This is a genomic window from Mesorhizobium sp. M6A.T.Cr.TU.016.01.1.1 (genome assembly GCF_003952585.1).
Taxonomy (GTDB): Bacteria; Pseudomonadota; Alphaproteobacteria; order Rhizobiales; family Rhizobiaceae; genus Mesorhizobium; species Mesorhizobium mediterraneum.
Genome location: NZ_CP034452.1, coordinates 3,180,408 through 3,203,590 on the forward strand (window position 1 = coordinate 3,180,408; position 23,183 = coordinate 3,203,590).

Below are 23,183 nucleotides of genomic sequence, written 5' to 3' on the forward strand. Positions count from 1 at the left end.
CTTGAAAATATTGAGCTTTTCGCGGCATTTGTTACACAGTCTGTTACACGGCTACAGCGTTAATTTAAGCTCTCGGCATCTGAGCTCGCGCGCCCGAGCATCGACCTAATCCGATACTGACTCGGGCATCGTTGCTCCCGGAGCTTCAGCATAGTCTCGCAAAAATTCCCAAGCCGCTTCGGGGCTGACGAGTCTGCGAAGCCGACGAGCGATAGGCAATACCGAGACGCAGACATTACGTGACGGCACTTGATATTGCAGTGCAGCAAGCGTAGAGCACCGCCCGCTTATCGGAGTGTCGTCCATGGCCCTTACCAATGCTGGTAACGAGGCAGAACCTGTCGAACAATCGAGCCATTCTGAGGTCGAGCAGCACAGCACCAAGGTGCTGATGCTGGGCGCGTTGGGCGTGGTTTACGGCGATATCGGCACCAGCCCGATCTATGCATTCCGAGAGGCGTTGCACGCATCGGCCGGTGGCAACGTCGCCAACCGTGGCGACATCCTCGGCGTACTCTCGCTGATTATCTGGTCGCTGACGATCACCGTCACCATCAAATACATCATGTTCGTGCTCCGTGCGGACAATCGCGGCGAGGGCGGGGTGCTGTCGCTGATGGCGCTGGCGCGCAACAGTTTCCCGACGCGCTCGGCGGTGATCCTCGGCATCGGCATTGTCGGCGCGGCGCTTTTTTTCGGCGACGCAGTCATTACGCCGGCGATCTCGGTGCTGTCGGCGGTCGAAGGTATGAATGTCGTCACGCCGACATTCCAGCCCTATGTGGTGCCGCTGACACTGGCCATCTTGGCGATCGTGTTTGCGGTACAGCGGTTTGGCACCGGTGGCGTAGGATTGGTGTTCGGGCCCGTTACCGCGCTGTGGTTCCTGGCCATCGGCCTTTCCGGCCTCAACCACATCATGGACGACCCGGAAATCCTGCTGGCAATCAGCCCGCATTACATCGTGTCATTCCTGATCAACTCGCCCGAAGTCGCCTTCGTCACGGTTGGTGCGGTTTTTCTCGCCGTCACTGGCGCTGAGGCGCTCTATGCCGACCTCGGCCATTTCGGGCGCAAGCCGATCGTGCTTGCCTGGCTGGCCATCGTGTTTCCTTGTCTGTTGCTCAACTATGTCGGGCAAGGCGCCTTCGTGCTGGCAAATGGCGGCGTTGTCGGTCATCCATTCTTCGAGATGAACCAGGGCTGGACGCTTATTCCGATGGTCGTGCTGGCGACGGCGGCGACCGTTATCGCCAGCCAGGCGGTGATCTCCGGCGCCTTCTCACTGACCAGACAGGCGGTGCAGCTCAATATGCTGCCGCGTTTCGTCATCCAGCACACGTCGGAAAAACAGTCGGGCCAGATCTATCTGCCGCGCATCAACCTGATGCTGGCGCTGGTGGTGATGTTGCTGGTGGTCGGCTTCGGCGAATCCAGCCGCCTGGCCTCGGCCTACGGTATTTCGGTGACCGGCAACATGCTGGTGACGAACATACTGCTTTTTGTTGTGATGACGCGCATCTGGAAATGGCCGCTCGGCGTCGCGGTCGCCCTGATGGCGGTGTTCGCCTTCGTCGATACCGGCTTCTTTGCAGCCAACATAGTCAAGGTGTTTGAAGGGGGCTGGTCCTCGCTTGCCATTGCCGCGGTTATTGTGCTGACCATGTGGACCTGGATCCGCGGCACCCGCTATTTGTTCGAAAAGACCCGCCGGAACGAGATCCCGCTGGATTTCCTTGCAGGCAATCTGTTGAAGAGGAAACCGCAGCTGATGTCCGGTACGGCCGTGTTCCTGACCAGCGATCCCGCCAGCGCGCCGACCGCGTTGATGCACAGCCTGAAGCACTACAAGGTGCTGCACGAACAGAATGTCATCCTCTCGGTGGTGACGGCGCAACAACCCGTCGTGCCCGACAGTGACCGGGTCAAGATGGAAACGATCAACGAGCTGTTCATGCGGGTGACGCTGACCTTCGGCTATATGGAGCAGCCCAATATCCCGCGCGCGCTGGCGATCTGCCGCAAGCAGGGCTGGAAGTTCGACATCATGACGACCTCTTTCTTCCTGTCGCGGCGCTCGCTCAAGGCCTCGCCCAATTCCGGCATGCCGGTCTGGCAGGACAAGCTGTTCATCGGGCTGGCGCGCACGGCGGCCGACGCAACGGAATATTTCCAGATCCCGACCGGACGTGTGGTTGAGATCGGAACGCAGGTGGCGATTTAGTGCATGCCGCAGTTCAGCAGCTGAGAAGCCACTTGAGCGTGTCCATAGAAAGCGCCTCACTGAATACCAAACATCCCCATCCTCTGTTTGGTACGTTTCCAACTCTTGATATCTTTAGGAATTGACCAAGGATCGCTGCTTGGGTTCTGTCTCGGGAGGCGCGACTTCGGTGAGCAGAACTCCAGCAGCCCTTTCCCAGACTCTCCGCATGAATCGGAGTAGCCTGCTTCCATCGGCGATTTACATCATGGGCATCGCCGTTGAGCGACGGCCACGCTTCCGCCCTAATGGGAGGAACAGCTATGGTCAGTAACACCAGCTCAATGAGTGGCATTGCCTATCCCAGCGACCTGGCTTTGTTGAAGCAGGTCTTTGATCGTGTCTGCGCCGAGGCAGGTATCTCCGTTAGTAGCATGCAGGCGGAGCGCCTGAGCGTGAGCGTAATGGCACTGTTCTCGGACGGCGAGTTCGATGAGGCCGTTCTTTATGAACGCCTTAAGCTTGATGCCCGCTCCTTGCCCAGAACGGGCAGCGTATGACCTCCGATCATCAGGAAGTCCTCACGAGCCTTGTAGCTCGTTATGAAACCGTAGTGTCGATACAGGACCGGATCGTTGAGCACGACCGGGCGTTTCGGGCCTAGCATCCGAATTGGATGAAGGCCTACTGGAGCGGCTGCTCGTCTCGTTACGGAAGGCCCGCGTCGCCCTGGAGCGCGAGATTGGGCCTACTTTTTAGTCCCGCTGTAACTATCGTTGGAGGTCCGCCACCGAGAGGAATTGGCGACGGACCTCGACAGTGGCTGCACCGAGACGGATCGACCGCTGCAAGTCTTTAACCGACGTGGACCTGCATTTGTTCCCCTAATGCAACCATCCCTGATCTGCGGGTTACGCAAAAGGCGGGGAACCTCGGCCGACATGATAAAGCGCGACATAGCTGGGCATAAGTCCCTTGCAGACGCCGTTCGGGAGTTGATCGGAACCGAAGACAATCGTCGTCATGTACAGAAGCTGTTTGGGCCAGTCGACACAGAGCTAAGCCCAACCCTAGCTTCATTACTTGAGGCGATTGGTAAGGCCAGAGACGACGAAGCTCTATAGCCGCCCTACATTCCCCTAATGGTTACCTATTGGTTCTCCCCTCCGGTGTACGTCAAGACCGACCGGCCTGGGACGACCTACGGAGTAAACCACCTAGAGAGTGCAGCCGAGGAACTCATGAAGTGGTCCAAGCGTGGACCTGTGGAGGAAGGCGGTCCAGGCCTGCGTTGACGCGTTTGAGAACCGGGCGACCCCGATGGATGTCCGTCAGGCCTTCGAGGCTGCTGCCAAGGAGGAGGGGGTGCTACGGTCCCGTGAGTAGCGCTCCGGGTTTGTTTCCGACCCGGCCCAATCACTGGAAGGGCGTCAGGAGCATGTCAGACCGGCATCTAAGGACATCAAAAAACGCGTACGTAGCTTCGCAGGGCCGTTCAGCCGTGCGTCAAGGCTGTGTGAAGGATTTGAAGGGCGAGAAGACCTAGGCCCGCTTCACTAGGAACAATCTCACAGTTCGGCAGTTCTCTTTTGTCACAAAAGAGATTTCAAATGTCAGAGTCGCGAGAATGGCTGGTGCAATGGCTTCGGGACGCTCATGCCATGGAAGAGCAGGCCGAAACAATGTTGAACGGGCAGCTAAGCCGTATTGAGAACTATCCGGAACTCAGCGATCGAATGCGTCTGCACCTTGATGAAACGAGGGAACAGGCTGCTCGGCTGAAAGCCTGTCTCGACCGGATGGATGAGGGTTCATCCACTATGAAGGATGCTGGCGGAAAGTTGACTGCCCTGGCGCAATCCTTGAGTGGCGTCTTCGCAGGCGACGAGGTGATGAAGGGCTCCCTTGCGAGCTACACGTTCGAACACATGGAAATCGCCTCCTACACGATCCTCATTGCCGCCGCTGAATCGCTGGGCGAAACCGAGGTCGTGCGGGCTTGCGAAGAGAACCTGCGAGAGGAGGTCGCCATGGCGGAATGGTTGAAAGACCATCTTCCGTCGACAACCGAGGAGTTCCTCGCGAGGGCCGAAACGGACAGCGACTCTGCCAAGCGCTGATCTGCTGCACCTGGCTGAGCGGTGCCTGGCGTCGGACGCGCAAGCCCGTCACTCCAGTCGGGCACGTCGCCTCGAACAAAGAGGGTCGTCGGCTCGCCCCATTCGCCCCGCCGAGTTAGCATCATGGGACCACGCAATAGCCGCGGCATGTTTGCTCGCAAGAGCGTTCGCGGTCCTTACTGCCCGATCTTCCGACTGCTGCTCTGCTGGACCGAAGACAGCCTGAAGGTGCCCGGTCTCGTCGGCGTCGAAGGCGGTGACCACAATGAATTGGGAGCCTTCTGCTGCGGCAGGAGCTGTCTCGCATGCTGACTGCCTTCCTCTGCCGCGAACCTGTTCGGTGTCGCTGGGACCGTCTTCGGCGGTGCCATCCCTGCTAAACTCATGACTCTAAGTAGCGGCCGCTAGAGCCAGCCCACGCTCCAGGGCAGCGTTAGCGAGGAGAAGCGCCTTGACTACTTCTCTGGCCCCACGATGGGCAGCTATGGCCTCGTTGGTCGCGAGCTTCCAGTCGGCAGCATCAAGTTGCTGTTCCTGCGATCTCCGCTTTGTTGTCCCGTGCCTGTTGTTCTCTCTGGGCTGTCCAGCCGCACGTGTTGGGTGGAAGACGTTGGCTCGGCACCGAATGGAAGCTCAGCAATGCCACGGGGCTGGGCAGCTTCTGATATTCAGTGCTGGGTTCTGCAAAGCAAGCGCAGCTTCCAGCGGCGTGACCTGAAGGGATATTCGGGGACATTGAGCCGGAATTCGCGGGGAATGAGCTGCGAGCGAGCGAAGGTTTCCATCATCAAGGCGACAAAACTGCATGGCCGGCCGTGGGCAATTTAAGCACTGGGTCCGCCGTTTTACGTGGCGCGCTAACCCATTCACTTTCTTGGCGGCCCCGAAGCGGCGTCGGCGAGCGCCTGGCTTGCGAGTTTTGCTTTGATGTCGCGCGCCATCCGCAGATGCTCGAGCACAGTCGGCAAAGTATCTGAGCCGAAATGCTGGAGGTCGGCATCCTGGCCCGAAACGATCTCCCATTCGAGCAGTTGCACGGTCCTCTGGTGATCGGTGATCTGGCCGCTGATATAGGCAAGGTCGAACGCAGCCCCTTCGAGCTTTTCGAGTTTGGCACGCAGCTGCTTGTGCTCGTCGTCGAGCCCTTGCGGCAGTGGGATCTTGTCGCTTTCGGCAAGCGATTTCAGTTTCTCGTTTGCCGCTGAGTGGTCGTCGACCATGCGGCTGGCAAATTCCTTGATGGCGGAATGGCTGGATTTTTTCGCAAGATTACCGAAATCGACTTCTGCCGTGCCGCCGGCCACGGCGAGCTGCGCGAACAGCTGGTCCTGATAGTTCGCCTGATGCGGCATGGGCTGACCCGGCGAGTCCATCAATGTGTCCGGGGCGTTGCCGGCCGGATTTCCGATCTGCGCAAAGAGAGGCGATGCGCAGAGTGCCGTCAGGCCCAAGGTCGTTGCAAGAACACGCATGAAAACCTCCACCGAAGATGTGCCGACCGGTCGGCCTGCCGCGTGTCAAAGTGCGAGCATATAGGCGACGAGATCATCCTTCTCGTCCTGGGTGAGCTTGACGCCGAGCACCAGGTTGAAGAACTCCACCGTATCGGCCAGCGTCATCAGACGGCCGTCATGCAGATAGGGTGGCGTGTCCTTGATGCCGCGCAGCGTAAACGTCTTGATCGGCCCGTCGGGCAGTTCCACCATGTCGTTGACGGTCCGCCCGGGTTTGTAGAAGCGCTCCAGTTTCAAATCGTGCATGTTGTTGTCCATGAACGATGTTTGCGGGTCATGGCATGCCGAGCAGCGGCCCTTTCCCATGAACACCCGCTCGCCCGCCAGCTCCTTTTCGCTGGCCATGGCGGGATCGAGCTTTCCGAACGCATCGAGCTTCGGCGCCGGCGGAAAGTCGATGATGTTCTGCATCTGCGCCATCATCGCCACCTGATTGGTGCGGTCTGGTAGGTTGACGCCTTTCCTGGTAGCGCTGACATGGTCGCCGTTGAAATAGGCGGTGCGTTGCTCGAATTCGGTGAAATCCTCGACTGAACGCAGCGACCGTTTCGACCCGTGGATTTGTTGGTTGAACAGGCCGCGCAGGCTGGTCGGATCGAGGCGGAAGCGCGCTGCCTGCGGCCTGACATCGGGCGTCAGATGAAAGGCGGCGTTGGTGCTGAAATTGGCGTGGCAATCGAGGCAGGCGACGCCCATGCTTTGCGCGGCGACCTTGCGGTCCTCGGATTGAATTCCTCCTGTGGGAACGGCGTCAACAGAAGCCGCAGACCCTCCCGGTGGGGCCAGCAGCTTGGAGCGGGGATCTTGGAGGGCCGCTAGGCCTGACTGGCGAGCCTTTGACTAGGGTGCTCGCCTTCGAGCGAACTCGTGCGCTCAAGCAAATGGGAACGAGCCATGCGAACGAAGTACGTGGCGTACTGCCGCAGTATCCAAGCCACAAGGCGCCCCGTAATCGGTCAATGCATCTGGCACGGCACTGCACTTTTATTTCTGAGCTTGGGCGGCGCGGCTACCCTATGTATTCGCCTCTGTCCTCAGCTTTTGCGCCGCTTGGACACTTCTTCTCCCGACGTTGCCTTCCCTGGCAGGGTGTTTTCGCCAATGCCGGACTTGGCTGCAAAACTATAAAGAAGGCCTGCAGCGACGAGCACCAAAAGCGTGCCGAGCGCCGCCACCTGCCACAGACCAGCCCCGCCACGCCAATTGCGCCAGACAGCCACATGCCCGCACCGGTCGTCAGCCCGTGGATCTCGCCTCTCGAAAACAAAATCGATCCGGCAGCAAGGAACGCGACGCCAGCGGTGACCGCTTCGACGACGCGAATCGGATCGACCTTTACCGAATCCTGCAGAAATATCGGCGCGTGAACGATTTCAATCGTCAGAATGCCGAACGTAGCCGCTGCGACGCAGACCAGAATATGCGTGCGAAGCGCTGCAGGCCGATTTCGCCATTCGCGTTCGAAACCGATCGCAGCACCGAAAATCGACGCCAGTAGAAGCCTCGCCGCAATGACCGGAAACGGGACGTATGTCGGATGGCCGAATTCTTGGAGAAGTTGTTGCATGAGTAATCCAGGCTGCCCGACACAACGTGATCGGGACGGCCCGGTTCCCCAAGCGCTGCGGGTGCTGCGGCTGTGCGCTGTTTTGACATTTCGACCTTGCGGTGTCGGATTATTTGCATGCAAATTTGCGACGCTAATCCTCCCCTTCTCAACGTACCATTCTGGGAGGAATGCATGGCTGCGCATGTGCAACATGCCGTTGAAATAATGAAGGGCAAAGGGTGGTCGGTTCGCGTGACGGTCAATGGTACCACTACCACGGTCCCTTTCACAGCTGAGAGCTACGCGCGCTCGTTTGCAGACGGTCAGGTCTTCCGGCTGGGCGTTCAGGTGGCGGAGCTCAAAAGGTCGGCTTAGCAGCGGGTTTTTGTCCCAATCGTTCATGCGGGCTCCGACCTGGTGCTGCCAGGGGCCGGGCGGCCTCAGCGGCCCGAATGGCGACCCCAGCACGCAACGTGCATCCTGGCACCGTAGAATCGCTGAAGAAAGTCGCGCAGCGAGCTCTTTAATTGGTGGCTTCGGCTGCTGCCACAGGCTGCAGGCTAGTTCGTCGCGTTCGGCAGGTCACTCAGGAGTACGCTGGCACGAGCCTCGTTTCGCGCAATGGCAACGCCATAGTGAAACGCAGGCCGCCGGGATTGTAATGCAGTTGACCTTCGCATTGCATTGCACTGTAACCACTCTTTCCAGCAATGTCGTTCCAAAGCCTCGTCGACTCGGCGGCTGCACAATGGGGCCGTCCCGCTCCTGCCAATGAAGATGCAGGACCTGCTCACCTGCGGAATCCGGTATCCACCATTGCACTTCAAGGCGGCCTTGCGGGCGCGACAGGGCGCCGATTTTTGCTGAGTTGGAGGCAAGTTCATGAAACGCCATGCCGACAGGTATCGCAATATCGGCGACGAGGGCCACATTCGGACCATGCAGTGAAATTCGCGGCTCGCCATGGATCTCGTAGTGGCTCAGTTCCGCCTCAAGCAACTTCTGTAAAGAGGCCGTCTGCCAATAGTCGTCTGTAAGCATTGAGTGCGTGTCGACAAGCGACACGATTCTTGCGTATATATTGTGCTCGCCACGGAGGTGCTTGACGCGCAGCTTGACCTCCCCCGGCTGCACCCACTGGGTCGCGGGTCGCTTCACGCCGCAGCGTTCGTCGTGTTGACGGCCATCGGCTCGGTTGGCCAGAGCGCAGGGCAAGACTGATAATTTTTCTCGCCCTTACCGGCGCCGGGATCGAGATCCTGCAGGGCACGCAAATAATAAGTCGCGACATGGACATATTCGACTGGTTTGCCGATTGTGTCGGCATCGCGTGCGGGCTCGCGATTGCAAGCTGGACAAAGAAGTTAGTTAGCGGATTCTCCTAGGTCACGACCTGTCAAGCTGGGGCTAATTGGCCGCGTGAAGCACTTGCCTGCTAGGAAAATCGCCGCGCCGGTCGGCCGCGTGTTCGAAGTGCTTGAAGCCTTGGAGACCCGCAAAGTGGCATACTCGCCTAAATGTCGTGGTCGCGGGTCAGTCGCTCGACCGTTTCGATGATCGCCTTGGCCAGCGCCTCGCCCTCGTTCACGGGTAACGGGCCATAGAGCACGTTTACCGCCTCTTCGCTCGGCAGCACCCCGGCCGGACAGGTGAGCTCGATCGCGATGCGCACGAGCTGCAGGCCGGTTCTTTCCCCATAGATGTAATTTCTCATCCATGGCCAGCATACTGGCGCTGGGCTGGCGATCGTCAAGGCCTGCGGAGTTTGCGCGGATATAGAACGGCGGACGGACGACGCTATTTGGAATCACGGAGCCAACCGACGATCTTGCGTGCTTCTCCCTCGGCCACGTCGAGCCGCGCAAAATATCCAGATGGGATATGGTTGGTGGGTCCCCATTCGGGGTCCGGGTGACCGAGGTCTGGGTCTGGAGGAATGATCCCCTGTTCTCTCCATTGAAAAAGACCATTATCGTTTTCATAGAAGACTACGCGTCGCTTGCCGTCTGCGGATAAGAGGACCTTGGGTGTTTGTTCCATTCTTGCCCCACAGATTCCTTTGAAAAATAATCAATCAGAAATCAATCACGGCGCGTGGTGGCAATAGTGCCCATTCAACGCCGCGAGTCTGGCGTGGCTCCCTCCGCCATACAATCGATTTTATCCGACGTGTCACATCCGCGTGATCTAGCGGTGCCCAATGAAACCGGCTAAGGAGAATCGCGGGTTTGGGGGAAAATTCTCGTGAATAGCCAAAAAGACGCAGAGCGTATCCGTGCCGAAATGTCGATCGCACAGGCGATTTATGACGCCATTTGCGAGATGAACGGATCTTCGTACAGGCAAGACAAAGAACCTATGCGGTGGGACACTTCGTCGGGCACACCGTTGAGCCTGATGAGTATTGACGGCTTTTTCGAATTGCGGGAACTCGCCCGGCGCATAGCGTCGAAAATCGACACGCCTGCGCTGATCAGTCTGAAAAGCCACACCGCGCAACCGCCACAAAAGATTGACTTCCACTAGGATAGATTTGCCATCGTGGGCCAGATGAACGTAGCCTCGTCGGCCAGGATCATTATCCCGCGTCTTCGTGCGCTCTTTCGAGCCCCGCCTGAACGATTCACAGCGTCCTCGAAACATCGACGCTGGTATAGAGTTCGGATTCGCCGGAGCTAACGGCGACGCCAAAGCCGGCCGTGTTGCTTGTTGTCGTGCAGAAATGCTCAATGGCCCGGCGACAGCGGTTCCCCATCCAACCGAGTCAGTTTGGGCGTGAGGGCTGGTGTCCGCCACGGAACGCGAGCCCGGATGAGACGACCACTCGGGTTTTGACGTGTGCTTCCCGCCGCAACAGAAACTCGGGTGGTCGCTGATGTCTTCGCCCGATCTCGCGAAGGAAGCCAACGGCTGGTAGGCGTCGGAGAATCATGGTGGAGCAATAGGCGTTAGGAGCCCCTAGATGTTCGGCCCTCTAGGTGCTCTGGTTCTGGCCGATAAACTAGGCCCAGAATGCGTCTTTCGAGTTCACGCCTATGACTATGAAAACATTGGACTTTTCGCGCTGTTTGTTACACAGTTTGTTACGCGCTAGAACGACGGTTTAAGCTCTCGCCTCTGAGCTCGCCCGCCCAATCCACCCCGACCTGATGGAGCCGAAGCCTTGTCGATCACTTGGGGGTGTACGTGAGGGCTTGGGTTCAGAAGGTGATGCAATGCTGACACGCGCGGCGATGGCCGATTTGCGCGCTCCAAGTCGGCCGTTCAGACTGTCTCAATCGCAACCTAATGCCGACTTTCCGGCGAGCCTTCTCATCGTGTGGTTACGCCATCTACCGACCTTCCGCAGGTCCGCAGGGCAATCTGAACGTCTTCATCGGTGCCGACTGCGGACTGCCAATACGGCGGTGCTCGGTCTGTCGAAGCAAGGCGTCGCCGTCCAGGAGATCGTCCGCCGCCGCGCAGCCCCCCGGGTTAGCGGAGCGGCGGACATTCCTGCCGGTCAAGTCAATGTGCCCCCGAAGCGAGGATCCCGCTCACAATATCACGGACACGGTCGGCCTCCTTCGGGCTGGAATTCTGGTTCCCGCTGTGCTGCACCGCGATATAGCACAGGCCGCTCCCGCCAAATGGCCGTCCATCCGGATTTCGAGGCGCTCGAGGACCCAGGGCTGCTGTCGAAGGAGAAGCTGCTGGCCGGCGGTATTCTAGCCGGCTCGGCTAACAGGGAAGACGAGGACGATGTCGTTGAGGACCAGGTGTCGTGAGCGGGCGTTATCGCGTTGCGACCACAAAGACAGTCGATGACTCAGGACCAGGACAACTGGTCGTGCGGTAGCCGGTGATCGGAATCGTGAACCCACGGCTTTATCGCGGTCTACAAGATTGGCAGGAAAGATCACCAGATTGGTGCCGCCGGCGTGACGCAGCGACGGGAAAAGGATGCCGCGAAGCCCGGCCGTAATAACCACGTCCGCGAGCTTCCACGATGGCGGGTCTTTCTTGTCGATGCGATCGATCTGGCGCCAGGCACAATCCCATTCCTGCCAGGTGCTGTCCCAGATGTCCGGGTCGAATCCCTGCGAAAGTCGGCGACCTCAGAAGCGTGATCTTGTAGGCCGCAAGGGCGGCGGGCGGGGGATGCTAGCGCCCTGCTTGTATTCCTCCAGCGCTGTCTGCGTCGAACGGGACAGATAGAGCGCTTCGACGCCGGGTCGATTGAAGCGCCCGCCGTCGATCGCAGCTCCTTCGCCTGGTGGGCAGGAAAGCCCATTTGGGTGTCAGATAGCGATGGAAGATCTCGTCTGGACCGCCCCGGGTGACCCTCACCCACGCGCTCCATTCTCGAGATCCCGGACTGCTTCGACCTGACCGTCGGCCACGAGTTCGGCCGCCGTACGATGGCTATAGTCAGCGATCGGTTCGTTGCGATACCAGTAGATCGCCTTGTCGACGTCGCCAGTGAGCTCCGTCGCGGCCGAGATCACCTTCACCATCTCGCGCATCCGACCCTGCAGCCGCTCCGATGACGGGTTACGGAGCGTGTTGCGGTGGACGCCGGTCAACTGCGCCAAATTGGCAACCTTCACGCCTAGCGCCTGCGACAGGCGCTTCGGCGAGATATAGGGCGTGCGCGGCTCCTGCAGGCTATCGACAAAGCCTGAGACCACCTTGGAGTGTGCGAGCTGTGCGTGGGTCATGAGAAATCTCCCACCTCTCATATGCATAATATATGCACACCTCAACGCGTAGCAAGTGAACAGCCTCACGCTGTCCTTCCTCATCCACGTAGCGGTTGTTAGCTCGCTGCAGCAATGCGCACAATGTCGGTCACGAAACCCGCTGGCTCCATAAAAGCGGACGCTACAGGATCCGTTACGGAATGTGATACTCGGGCCACTTCCCGACATTCGAGTTGCCTAGCAAATAGCCGGCCTAGCAGCCTGCTCTAGCAGGCTTGTCGCGTACCTCGGCGGCCCACAATCGGAGACCGCTCCTACGCCATGGAGCCTCTACCGATTCTCGTGAGCGACCACAGTGAAGGATTCGATGCGCAATTGCGTCATCCATGCGACTTATTCGGCGTCGAATGGAAAGCGCTCCAGTAAGTGCGCTTCCATCCGCGTAACGGCTGCCGTAATGCTTCGGAGCGCCTATTTCTGATGCGCACTATGAATAAGTCATTGACAATCATATGCTTATGCATAGATTATTTAAAATTAACCAATAATCAGATTTTCATTGGCAAACTCTTCTATCGGGCAATGCCTGTGTCGGAGGGGACGCGTGATGAGTCTGGGTGCCGCAGGGCTCGTGCCCATAACGCCGACTGCGTTTATCAAGAAATGGCGGAAGTCGGATCTTAGCGAGCGACAAACCGCCCAAGAACACTTTCTCGACATCTGCTCGCTGATCGGCCATCCATCTCCGGTGCGTGAGGACCCGAGCGGGGAATTCTTCGCGTTCGAGAAAGGTGCGAACAAGCTCGGAGGCGGAAAAGGCTTCGCCGACGTGTGGAAGAAGGGGTATTTCGCCTGGGAGTACAAACGTAAGAAGGGCAACCTCGACCAGGCCCTTCTGCAGTTGATGCGGTATGCACCGGCGCTCTCAAGTCCACCGCTCCACATCGTGTGCGACATCGAACGGCTTCGCATCCATACCGCTTGGACCAACACCGTCCCATCTATCTACGAGATCACTCTGGATGACCTCGCGGAGCCTGCAGCACGCGAGATACTGCGCAACGTCTTCTTCAATCCGGAGAAGCTGAGGCCGACCAGAACGCGCGCCGCGGTCACGAAGGAGGCCGCAGACAAGTTTTCCACAATCGCCCTCCGGCTTCAGGGACACGGCACCCCGGATGAGATCGCTCATTTCGTAAATCAGCTCGTGTTCTGCTTCTTCGCTCAGAGCGTGAACCTCCTGCCAGACGGGCTGTTCACCAAGCTCCTAAGGCGATGCGCCCGCGTTCCAGACCGGGCGATAGGCTACCTCAACAAGCTGTTTGAAGCGATGGAGCGCGGCGGCGAGTTCGATCTGGCCGATATCGCATGGTTCAACGGTGGTCTGTTCGACGGTCGCCGAGCGCTGCAGCTAGATGACGGCGACATCGATTTGCTTATCGCCGCAGACAGCCTCGATTGGGGGCTCATCGATCCGACGATCTTTGGAACTCTGTTCGAGCGATTTCTCGACCCGGAAAAACGCGCCCAGATCGGCGCGCATTACACTGATCCAGAAAAGATCATGCGCCTTGTCGACCCTGTCATTTTGAGACCTCTACGACAGGAATGGGAACAAGCAAGGCAGGAGATCGTCGAGTTCCTGAATGGCAGTCGCAAGCCACCAATGCGCAAACAGCAATCCCGCCGGATGACGCGGGAGGAAGCGGCCGCTGAAGTGCGATCCCGTTTCACGGAACGGCTGCGAAAGCTCCGCATCTTGGATCCGGCATGCGGTTCCGGGAACTTCCTTTACCTCGCTCTCCAAGGGGTGAAGGACATCGAACACCGCGCCAACCTCGACTGCGAGATGCTCGGCTTGCCCGCGCAGCTTCCGCTCACAGGGCCGGAAATCCTGCGCGGCATCGAAATCAACACGATGGCCGCCGAGCTTGCACGTACGACCATCTGGATCGGCGATATTCAGTGGCAGATCAAGAACGGGATTCGCTCGAAATCGATTCCAATCCTGCGCAAGCTGGACGCAATCGAAAAGCGAGACGCCTTGGTAAGGCAGGCCGAAGACCTTGATACAGCGCTTGACGCACAAGGAGACCTTCTGGCTGCCCTAGGGCCACCCACGGGAGATGCCGAAGCTGAATGGCCGGAAGCAGAATTCATCGTTGGGAATCCACCCTTTCTTGGCGTGCGCTTGATGCGACAAGCCTTAGGCAATTCGACGGTTGAACGCCTTTTCGACGTTTACGACGGGAGGGTCCCTCGCGAGGCTGATCTCGTCTGTTATTGGGTTGAGAAATCCCGCGCAGCCGTGGCAGCAGATCGAACGCGCCGGGTGGGGCTGGTCACGACGAATTCCATACGCGCTGGAGCGAATCGAAAGGTGATGGATCGGATCATTGCCGAAAACCGGCTATTCGAAGCCTGGAGTGACGAGCCGTGGGTCGTCGATGGCGCGGCCGTGCGGGTATCCCTAATCTGCTTCGGCCACGGCGAGGACCCGTTGTGCCTCGATGGGAGGTCGGTTGCACAGATAAACGCAGATCTTACCGCGGGCGTGACCGACTTGACCAAGGCGCGCCGGCTCTCTGCAAACCGGAACGTAGCATTCATGGGCGATACGAAAGGCGGCGCCTTCGATGTCCCGGGTAGCTTGGCGCGGAGTTGGCTCTCCATGCCGATGAATCCCAACGGCAGGCCAAACTCAGATGTGCTCCATCCATGGCGCAATGGAATGGATATCACTCGCCGCGGCCGAGATATGTGGATCGTGGATTTCGACTGGGAGATGTCCGAGCAGGAGGCTGCACTTTACGAGGCGCCGTTCCAATACATCAGAGAGCATGTGTTTCCGGAGCGCTCACAGAACAGGCGCGATGCATACCGCGAGCGTTGGTGGCGACACGTGGAGCCGAGACCGGCTTTCCACGCTTCCTTGCAGGGCCATTCGCGCTACGTGGCCACACCTCGCGTCGCAAAGCATCGGACATTCGTATGGCTTGATCAATCGATACTGCCCGATTCCCGTATCTTCGCGTTTTCTCGGTCAGACGATGTCTTTTTCGGAATTCTTCACTCCCGATTTCACGAGGCGTGGAGCTTGCGAACTTGCTCGTGGCACGGCGTCGGCAATGATCCGACCTACAATAGTGCGGGAGTGTTCGAGACCTTCCCGTTCCCCGAGGGCCTCACTCCGGACATCCCTGCAGTTCGATATGAAAAGCATTCACGCGCCATCGCTATATCAAGCGCGGCCAAGAGACTTGATGACATACGAAACGCATGGCTCAACCCGAGCGACCTGGTCCAGATTGAGCCCGAGGTGGTGCTCGGCTATCCGGATCGAATCCTTCCGAAGGACATCGCATCGGAAACGATCCTGCGTGAGCGTACCCTGACCAGCCTCTACAACCGGCGTCCGCAGTGGCTAGTCGATGCCCACTCGGACCTGGATGCCGCCGTTGCCGCAGCCTACGGGTGGCCTGCCGATATCCCTGAAGATGAAGCCCTGGCGAATCTCCTAGAACTCAATCTGGCGCGTGAGGCATTCAACGCGCGCGCCAAATCCGGTTTGAAGACAGGAAAGCCACGTCGTCGTCCAACGCCGGAAGAGGTTCGACGTGCGCCGCAGATGAAGTTGCCCATTGCAGGTGGCCGCAAGTCAGTTGTCGGTCCGCAGCAACTGACCACCGAGGATCGCGAAAACCAGCCGACGTCAGCAGAGCGTCCGGGGAACACCAAACGCCGAAGAATCTGATCCAGGTCAGCCAAGTTGTGCGAGACGCCCTTGCTCCAGGATTGATGACCGACCCATTCCGGTCATTCCCGTTACACTTCATCAAGGACTGCTATGCGCCGCATCACGAACATTGGCGAGCGGCCTGCAGTTTCCCGGAAGCTGACCTACATCACACATACACTAGGAGAATGCCCTCCTACGCCGAAGTTGTGATTTCAATCCTCACCGACGGCAGGCCAGCCGCAACTTCTTCGTCGATTCAATTGCGTCTGTGACTTGATCCTGATCTTCTGGCGAGCCATCCTGTCATAGACAGAACATGTGGGGGAGGGGATGAATTTTGGGGCTTTCAGGTCAAGAATTACCGTAACATCATTGACTCCGGCTGGATCAATGCCAATCGGATCACGGCGTTCGTGGGCCAAAACGAGGCTGGCAAGAGCAATCTCTTTGAGGCGCTTTACACGCTGAATCCTATTATCCCGGGCGCCGAGTACAGTCTTGACGAAGACTGGCCGGTAGACCGATGGGAAGGTCGCAAGGAGGCGAATGGCAAGCTCGTCTGCAAGGCCCAATTTGTTCTGTCACGCGAGGAGATAGAAGAGCTTGCCTCGGCGGCACTCGTCACGCCTAAGGTGGAGCAGGGGGAGGAGGCCCCCCAGGTGCCACCGTTGTCCGGGTCGTTCTCTGGCGCAACTATGGCTCTCAGACCAGCTTCAAGGTGCACGACTTCGCCGAAGGAACCTTGGACGAGAATAAGGCCGTCGCTTGGGCCAAAGTGAACGTTCCCAAATTCGTCTATATCCACGACTATGAGATGTCCGGCGCGCAGATGGAGCTTGACCAGCTCAAGCAGCGACTGGACGGTGTCGGCGGCGATAAAAACCGGCACAAGCTCAGCAACGAGGACCAGACCATCCTCGTCATCCTCGACCTCGCGAACATTGACCTTAATGACTTCATTCAGAAGGGGCAGTCCGCCCAGGGACGCACCGTTCGCTCCTTCGGCAAACGATCTGCCTCCAAATACTTGACTCGCCAGTTTGCCAACTTATGGCAGCAGAAGGAGGTGAATTTCGACATCGAGATCGACGGGCCTACCCTCAACATTTTTGCCGAAGACACAGCTATCGGAATGCCTGTGCGCCTCCACCGCCGTTCAACGGGCTTCCGCTGGTACGTCTCCTTCGCTTGGAAGTTCACCCACGCCACCCAAGGCGAATTCAAGGACTGCGTGCTGCTGCTGGAGGAACCGGGGGTGCATCTGCACTTCTCAGGACAGCGCGACCTCCTGAAGGTTTTCGAGCGGCTCGCCGAGCACAATACCATCCTTTACACCACGCACCTCGCCTCAATGGTCGAGCTTGCCCATCCGGAGCGGGTGCGGATTGTAGAGACGAGGGACTGCCACCTCGGGATCACACAGGGCATCGTTAGCGCACACCGGGAGCCGATGGCAGTCATCGAGCGGAGCCTCGGCCTCACCGGGGATCAGAGCGGGCTGCTCGGGAACCGGCAGGTGCTCATTGTGGAAGGCGGTGACGATGCGATCATCCTGCACAAGCTATCGGGCCTCTCGGGGCAGCTGGCAAAGAGCGGCTGTCGGACCGCATCTACATGTGGCCGGCGCATGGTGCTTCGAAGACGCCGATGTATGCGGGCTTTGCAATTGGCCAGGGTTGGGACGCCGGTGTACTTCTCGACAGTGACACAGCCGGACAAGCAGCCAAGGCAAAGATCGACGAGTTGTATGTCTCTAAGCTCGCGGCTGAAAAGGCCAAGCGCTTCCGGACTTTCATGCTAGGTAAGGCAACGGGTTCGAAGAAGACCGATTTTGCTGTTGAGGACCTATTCCCGGACAAGTTCTACTCGATTGCGTAAACACCGCGTATGGGCTGGCAATTAAGCCCGAGGATCTGCCGGTGGACGGGTCGGGTATGATTACTAAGCGCGTTGAGCATGTGCTCCAGGTCCGGTACGGAATGTCTGAACTTGATAAGCGACGTGTCCTCGGCGAATTGGAACCGCTTCGACAGGTGGACTACGGCGTCCGACCTTCCCACCGGAACCGCGGCCAGCGCGGAGAAACTCTTCAAGGCCATCAACGCCGCGTTCGTTGACGAGGTTTAGGGCCGATAGGATTCCCTCCGACACCTTCAAGCGCTCCTACCTAGCACGATGTTGCGATCAGTGCCGGCGGCCACTGCGGGCGCGATGAAAGAGTGGGTCATCGGATGGCGGCTGTTCCCTAAACTCGTCACAATGGCAGACAGTCTCTTTCGGCCCCAAACCGGTCATCCGTTGTGTCGCCGACCACCGGCGCTATTGGGTCCAGCGTGTTTGCAACCGGCGCGGGAGGGGTGGCTCAGTGTGAAACCAGTTCCACACTGAACGGGCGGTGCATTTGTTCTTGGTTCTTTTAGGTGCGAACCGATCCCTCGGTGCTGGCCATCACTTGCGCTCCACATCTTGCCTCGAATTGCGCGGTCGCTCGCCGGGGAGACTGATCATCTAGTCTACCACCATCATTTGGAACCCAGTTTAGCGTTGCCGGCACTACCAAGTGGACAGTTGTGAATGTCAGTTGCCCTTTGGCTCTACTCTGCATAGAAGCACTAGGCCGGGGTTATAAGGGTTGGGTGCTAGGGCGTGGGTTCTAAGTTCGAAAAGCTAAATAGGCTGCGCGAGTCGCTGCGCGAGTCTAACCATGATTTCCGTGCGAGTACCCAGTTGTTCAATAGCTTGGACGTCGCCAAGATTGATCGCGACATGGATCTCGCTGGTCGCGGGAAGGAACGTGGCGAGGCGAACCAGCCGCCAAAGAACGCCAAGAATCTCGACGATGTCGAACATGCTATCATTGAACGGGTTGAGGACGAGAAGAAGGCTTCCTATCACACGCTGGAGGACAGCTTGCAGCTTCTCGGCGGGCGCCTTGCCGGCCTAGATTTCGAAGAACAGTTCGGTCTAATCCGCCAGGCTAATGCAGCCAGCGTGTCGGACTTCAAGGCTTCGGTTGCCGTCGGTTTGGATGAACTCCATGGACTGAGAAGGGCTCTTAACGACGCTGAGAAAGAGCACGCTTGGTTTAAGGAAAAGCACGGTTTGGCTCGTGCTGCGCGGGTTCAGCACGGCGCGGCTCATCTTTTTAGGCTCTCGCTGCTGCTGTTCCTATTTCTCATCGAGACAGCAATGAACGGCAGTTTCCTTGCCAAAGGAAACGAACAGGGGCTCTTTGGTGGCATCTTGGAGGCCGCGGCATTCTCGTTCATCAACATAGGCGCCGCGTTGCTGCTTGCGGTTTTTTGCGCTCGCCTGGTCACCCACCGGTCGATCTTTGCAAAGCTGGTGGGGATTGGTTCGATCGTTTTTTATGTCGCCCTGGCTGTGACCATAAACCTGGCGCTGGCTCACTATCGCGAGGTGACAGGCTCGCTCGCAGACGGCGCAGGTGCAGAAGTTGTCCGCAATTTACGCGCCAATCCGGCCGGGCTGACAGACGTGAAGTCATGGCTGCTCTTTGCGATTGGCCTCATGTTTTCGATTTTCGCATTTATCGACGGTTGGTTCGTGTTCGATCCTTATCCAGGGTACGCGGGCGTCGAGAATCGATTGGTCGGCAGGCGCGAGGACTATATCGATCGCAAGAAGGAGCTGATTGAAGAGCTTCAAGACGTTCGCGATGACCACAACGAAAAGGTTGAGGACATCGTCAAGGATCTCGGCAGTCGTCGAAGAGAGCATCGCGCGATCGTCGATCACCGGACCAGGCTGTTGGCCCTTTTTGCTCAGCATCAGGACCAGTTGGAGCGAGCCTGTAACCAGCTTCTATCAAGGTACAGAGAAGCGAATATCCAGGCTAGGACCGAGCCTGCGCCCAAGCATTTCGGGGCATCGTACAAACTCGATCGGATTAAGCCACATATCTCGGGGGATGACCTGTGGAGCGAGGGGGACGTTGGCGCATCGATCCGCGGTGCACAAGAAGAGCTCAACGCGCAGGTTCGCCTGATCGGTCAGGAATGCGAGCGGGGGATTGAGCAGTACCGCGACCTCGACAAGCTTCATCCGGACGGCGTGAATGGCTAGGCGGGCTCGCAGACGTAAGAAGGGCCGTGCGGGCACGATCGCCGCGGCTGTCGCCCTAGGGGTGCTATCGGTTTCGATGTTGGCCGGTTTTGGTTGGATGTGGTCAAGATCTGGCAACGGTCAGATCGACCCTAGCACGAATTGCCCCTTGGGCGGGCCAACCAGTCTAACGGCGGTTCTCATCGACGCCACTGATCCTATTTCGGCAACTACGATGGCGGATCTGAAGAACGAGTTCCGCAAGACCATCGGTCGCGTCAAGCCAGGCGGTTATGTGAGAATTTATACTCTGAACTCTGAACCCGGCGACCTGACCGTGATGTTCGACGGGTGCAATCCTGGCGATGGGTCGACTGTGGATAGTTGGACGAACAACCCGGCGCGTCGTCAAAAGAAGTGGGAGAACGCCTTTGGCGAACCTTTGAGCAAGCTTCCTGACGCAATTCCGAATGGAGACTCCGCAAGTCAATCTCCAATAATCGCCGGCATCCAGAAAATCAAATTGTCGCTCTTCGATAGCGGCCTGGCGAAAAAGGAAAGTGCGAAGCGCTTGGTGGTCGCCTCGGACATGATCGAGCATACGAGGCTCTATTCACAGTACCGATCGGGGCTCGATTACCAGAAATATCTCTCTAGCGCTGCCGATCGGACCTACGGAACGTCGCTCGACGGGGTGGGCGTCACAATTCTCTATATTGACCGGGCAAAGAAGCCATTCAAGTCGCTCGAGCATGCCGAGTTCTGGACGCAATGGGTCCAGAGCCATCATGGAGAATTCGAGAAGCTAGTTGGCTTAGAGGGATTAAACTGATGGCCAGGAAGCGCGACAATGCCCTCTTGGGCCATCCAGGCTTTCCGCTCGTTGTCTTTGCGGCGCTGACCCTAGGCGGTTGCGTGTTCATCGCTGTCGCCAAGCTGTCGGGCGTGAACCCTATTGTTGCGGCGGGGGTGCCTGTCTGCCTCATGTTCTTCTATCTCGGCGTGTCGGCTTTCACGGGGAAGCTGCGGCTTCACGACGAGCAGACCGGAGACAATCTCTACTACATGGGCTTCCTATTCACGCTGACGAGCCTCGGGGTATCGTTGTTTCAGTTTGGCTCGGAAGGCTCAACTGAAACCATCGTCAGGAACTTCGGTATCGCCGTTACCTCAACGATCACCGGTATTGCGCTCAGAATTTTCTACAATCAGATGCGCCGCGACCCTGCCGATATTGAGCGGACGGCGAGGCACGAGCTCGCTGATATGACGCGGCGGGTGAGAGCCGAGATGGAAAGCGTGACGCGGGAGTTTGCCGAGTTTCGCCGCGTTAGCCATCAAATGCTCGAAGAAGGGTTTGCGGAGATTGCCGTCCAGGCGGAGCGGAATGGCGAGCACATCAGATCCGCACTGGACAAGATCGCGATGGAATCGATCAAGCCCGTCCAGGAAGCGTCAGGCAAATTGAGCGACGCGCTTAGAGACAATTTCGGTCAGGTCGAAAGTCAGTTCTCTTCTATAGCGCAGCGCGTAGAGGCGGCCGCCGATTTGCTCGATAAGGCCAATAGCTCGATGTCCTCGTCAGTGAGCAAACTTGGCGCGCAAGCAGACACCGTGGCCGCGAAGCTGGAGAAAGTTGTCATTCCAGACGAGGTACTGAAGAACGACCTAGCGCCCATGGTGAAGCTTCTGGGCAGCGCAGTGGCGCAATATGTCGTGAAAACCGAGACCGCCTCACAGGAACAGCAAGCGCGTATGATCGGTCTTGCCGATGCAGTGGCCAAGGTGACGACTGGCGTGGAGCGGGTGGCAGCTGCGGCCGAAAAGACTGCAGAGACTGTTCAGGCAGGGCAACGATTGACCGAGGCACTTGGCGCAGTAGTGCAAAAACAAAGTAGGGACACGAGCGAACTCATTGCGATGCTCGCGGAAAAGAGCCTTCAAGTCTCGCGCGCGAACCACTCCGTCAACGGACCAATAGCAATCGATCCGGCACGCTCTGGGACAGCTGCTGTTGCCGGCGTCGGCGAGGAGGCCACAATCAAGATCGCCGACACGCAAACCGAATCCTTCCAAACCTTGGGCGGAACATCGCAGGCGGAAAAGCCTGAGCCGCCGAGAAGAAGCAGTTGGTGGGGCAGATGAGCGAGGTCGGCGCAACATCAGTTGCTTTCGAGCGCAAGGGCTATGGCCGTGGCCTGATCCTTGGTCTGACAATGGCCGAGACAATGCTCCTTTTGGTGTTCTGCCTTTTGTTGGCGGCCGGTGCGATGATCGCCAAGAAAGAGAGAGAGACTGCGGAGGCGCAGAAGCTTGTCCAATCCGTCCAGGAGAAAGCTCGCAAGCTCGATGAGGAGAACAAGCGGCTGCTCGCCCAGCTGAATGAAATGGCAAAATCGCCGACGGGAGGCAACGTGCCTGACCAGCAATGGCGTGAACTAGTGCTGGCCAAAGACGCTATCGATAGAATCAAAATGGCAGGACTTACGGCTGAAGAAGTGATCAAAAGAGCCCCCGTCACCAAAGTCCTTTCCGAGAACGATTTCGACGTCGCCCAAGCCAAGGTGATGATCGAGCACATGAAAGTGCTGAAGGAGTATGGCTATGTCGGCGCTGGCAAGACACCTAAGGACCTCTCGGATGCCCTGAAGAAGGCAAACGCGTCTGCAGTTACCGCCAAACCCCACGATTGGCCGCCAATCATTAATCTCAGCGAGCTTGATGGCTACAATTTCGATACTGGAAGCGCGGAGCTTTCCGATCGCTTCAAGACGAGGCTGCGGGATCTCTCGAAGACGATTGCGGGCATTGCAACGTCTTACGGCGTCGACGTCATCGAGGTGATTGGACACACGGACGAGCAAGCAATGTCCGGCCAGTCATCGAATATGGACAAAGGTCTCCAACCGGTGTTGGCAGGCAAGGTGGCGGTTGGTGCGCTTCATCCAGCCGACAATGCGGGCCTTGGGTTGGCACGAGCAATCTCGGTTACTAGCATCCTTCGTGATATGCCCGAATTGCAAGGTTTCACTATCCTGCCTATGTCCGGTGGACAGCTGATATTGCCTGGCGATCGTCTGACCGACGGGGCGCAGGCCGGCGACGTGAAGGCAAGAAGGCGAATTGAAATTAGGGTAAGGCAGCGCTCCCGCGAAACGGACCTCGCGCCGGCTCAGGGATTGAAGTCATGAATGGGAAAAGAATGCTGGTGAGCTAGCGCTCACAGCATTGAGTTGGGGGACTCAAAGGATGGGGTTTTACGTTCTAAAATCGATCAGCGCGGGACCGTTCCGCTTCAATTTTTCGTCGGG

15 protein-coding genes and 4 pseudogenes are annotated in these 23,183 nt (G+C 58.2%); 12 read left to right on the top strand and 7 right to left on the bottom strand.

Annotated elements, in window-relative coordinates; translation table 11 throughout:
• Positions 1-304 precede the first annotated feature (304 nt).
• The 4 genes from EJ075_RS15380 (at position 305) to EJ075_RS15395 (ending at position 4,323) form a co-directional block, all read left to right on the top strand.
• Positions 305-2,224, top strand: coding sequence for a potassium transporter Kup (locus EJ075_RS15380; protein WP_126104920.1), 1,920 nt, complete (start codon positions 305-307; stop codon positions 2,222-2,224).
• A 302-nt stretch (positions 2,225-2,526) separates the two neighbouring features.
• On the top strand, positions 2,527-2,763 hold the full coding sequence (locus EJ075_RS15385) for a hypothetical protein (protein WP_091600251.1): 237 nt from the start codon (positions 2,527-2,529) through the stop codon (positions 2,761-2,763).
• 697 nt (positions 2,764-3,460) lie between these two features.
• Positions 3,461-3,589 carry a DUF982 domain-containing protein gene (locus EJ075_RS33560; protein ID WP_245458158.1) on the top strand — a complete coding sequence of 43 codons (129 nt, stop codon included), beginning with the start codon at positions 3,461-3,463 and terminating at the stop codon, positions 3,587-3,589.
• A gap of 224 nt (positions 3,590-3,813) precedes the next feature.
• Positions 3,814-4,323, top strand: coding sequence for a DUF892 family protein (locus EJ075_RS15395; RefSeq protein WP_126104921.1), 510 nt, complete (start codon positions 3,814-3,816; stop codon positions 4,321-4,323).
• Positions 4,324-5,189: 866 nt separating this feature from the next.
• Here EJ075_RS15395 and EJ075_RS15405 read toward each other — a convergent pair.
• From EJ075_RS15405 to EJ075_RS15435, 5 genes and pseudogenes are all read right to left on the bottom strand, one after another.
• On the bottom strand, positions 5,190-5,795 hold the full coding sequence (locus EJ075_RS15405; protein WP_126104922.1) for a DUF4142 domain-containing protein: 606 nt from the start codon (positions 5,793-5,795) through the stop codon (positions 5,190-5,192).
• Between the two features lie 45 nt (positions 5,796-5,840).
• A pseudogene (locus EJ075_RS15410) lies at positions 5,841-6,610 on the bottom strand (cytochrome B6); the annotation flags it as partial.
• A gap of 261 nt (positions 6,611-6,871) precedes the next feature.
• Positions 6,872-7,404 (bottom strand): annotated as a pseudogene (locus EJ075_RS15415) (MgtC/SapB family protein).
• Positions 7,405-7,968: 564 nt separating this feature from the next.
• Positions 7,969-8,427: a sensor histidine kinase gene (locus tag EJ075_RS15425; protein WP_245458159.1), complete on the bottom strand. Its 459-nt coding sequence runs from the start codon at positions 8,425-8,427 to the stop codon at positions 7,969-7,971.
• Between the two features lie 472 nt (positions 8,428-8,899).
• The gene (locus tag EJ075_RS15435; protein WP_095486945.1) at positions 8,900-9,100 is read right to left on the bottom strand and encodes a hypothetical protein; all 201 of its coding nucleotides are present in this window, start codon (positions 9,098-9,100) and stop codon (positions 8,900-8,902) included.
• Positions 9,101-9,630: 530 nt separating this feature from the next.
• On the opposite strand from EJ075_RS15435, the gene EJ075_RS15440 reads away from it, so the two are divergent.
• Positions 9,631-9,912, top strand: coding sequence for a hypothetical protein (locus EJ075_RS15440; RefSeq protein ID WP_126104924.1), 282 nt, complete (start codon positions 9,631-9,633; stop codon positions 9,910-9,912).
• 1,115 nt (positions 9,913-11,027) lie between these two features.
• Positions 11,028-11,153: pseudogene (locus tag EJ075_RS15445) on the top strand (segregation and condensation protein B); the annotation flags it as partial.
• Here EJ075_RS15445 and EJ075_RS15450 read toward each other — a convergent pair.
• Together EJ075_RS15450 and EJ075_RS15460 are read right to left on the bottom strand one after the other, a co-directional pair.
• Positions 11,094-11,624, bottom strand: a pseudogene (locus tag EJ075_RS15450) (RES family NAD+ phosphorylase). The pseudogenes EJ075_RS15445 and EJ075_RS15450 overlap by 60 nt on opposite strands.
• Positions 11,625-11,711: 87 nt before the next feature.
• Positions 11,712-12,086 carry a hypothetical protein gene (locus EJ075_RS15460; RefSeq protein WP_126104925.1) on the bottom strand — a complete coding sequence of 125 codons (375 nt, stop codon included), beginning with the start codon at positions 12,084-12,086 and terminating at the stop codon, positions 11,712-11,714.
• Between the two features lie 589 nt (positions 12,087-12,675).
• Between EJ075_RS15460 and EJ075_RS15465 the strand changes: the two genes are divergently transcribed.
• The 6 genes from EJ075_RS15465 (at position 12,676) to EJ075_RS15490 (ending at position 23,063) form a co-directional block, all read left to right on the top strand.
• A complete protein-coding gene (locus tag EJ075_RS15465) occupies positions 12,676-15,822 on the top strand; it encodes a class I SAM-dependent DNA methyltransferase (protein WP_206437554.1) in 3,147 nt (1,048 codons plus the stop codon).
• Between the two features lie 727 nt (positions 15,823-16,549).
• Positions 16,550-17,608, top strand: a complete 1,059-nt coding sequence (locus EJ075_RS33140) for an AAA family ATPase (protein WP_164547110.1) — start codon at positions 16,550-16,552, stop codon at positions 17,606-17,608.
• Between the two features lie 845 nt (positions 17,609-18,453).
• On the top strand, positions 18,454-19,893 hold the full coding sequence (locus EJ075_RS15475; RefSeq protein ID WP_126104926.1) for a hypothetical protein: 1,440 nt from the start codon (positions 18,454-18,456) through the stop codon (positions 19,891-19,893).
• Positions 19,894-20,107: 214 nt separating this feature from the next.
• On the top strand, positions 20,108-20,704 hold the full coding sequence (locus EJ075_RS15480) for a hypothetical protein (RefSeq protein ID WP_126104927.1): 597 nt from the start codon (positions 20,108-20,110) through the stop codon (positions 20,702-20,704).
• Complete coding sequence (locus EJ075_RS15485) at positions 20,704-22,017, top strand: hypothetical protein (protein WP_126104928.1); 1,314 nt, start codon at positions 20,704-20,706, stop codon at positions 22,015-22,017. The genes EJ075_RS15480 and EJ075_RS15485 overlap by 1 nt, the downstream gene beginning before the upstream one ends.
• Positions 22,014-23,063: an OmpA family protein gene (locus EJ075_RS15490; protein WP_126104929.1), complete on the top strand. Its 1,050-nt coding sequence runs from the start codon at positions 22,014-22,016 to the stop codon at positions 23,061-23,063. The genes EJ075_RS15485 and EJ075_RS15490 overlap by 4 nt, the downstream gene beginning before the upstream one ends.
• Positions 23,064-23,183: the final 120 nt, after the last annotated feature.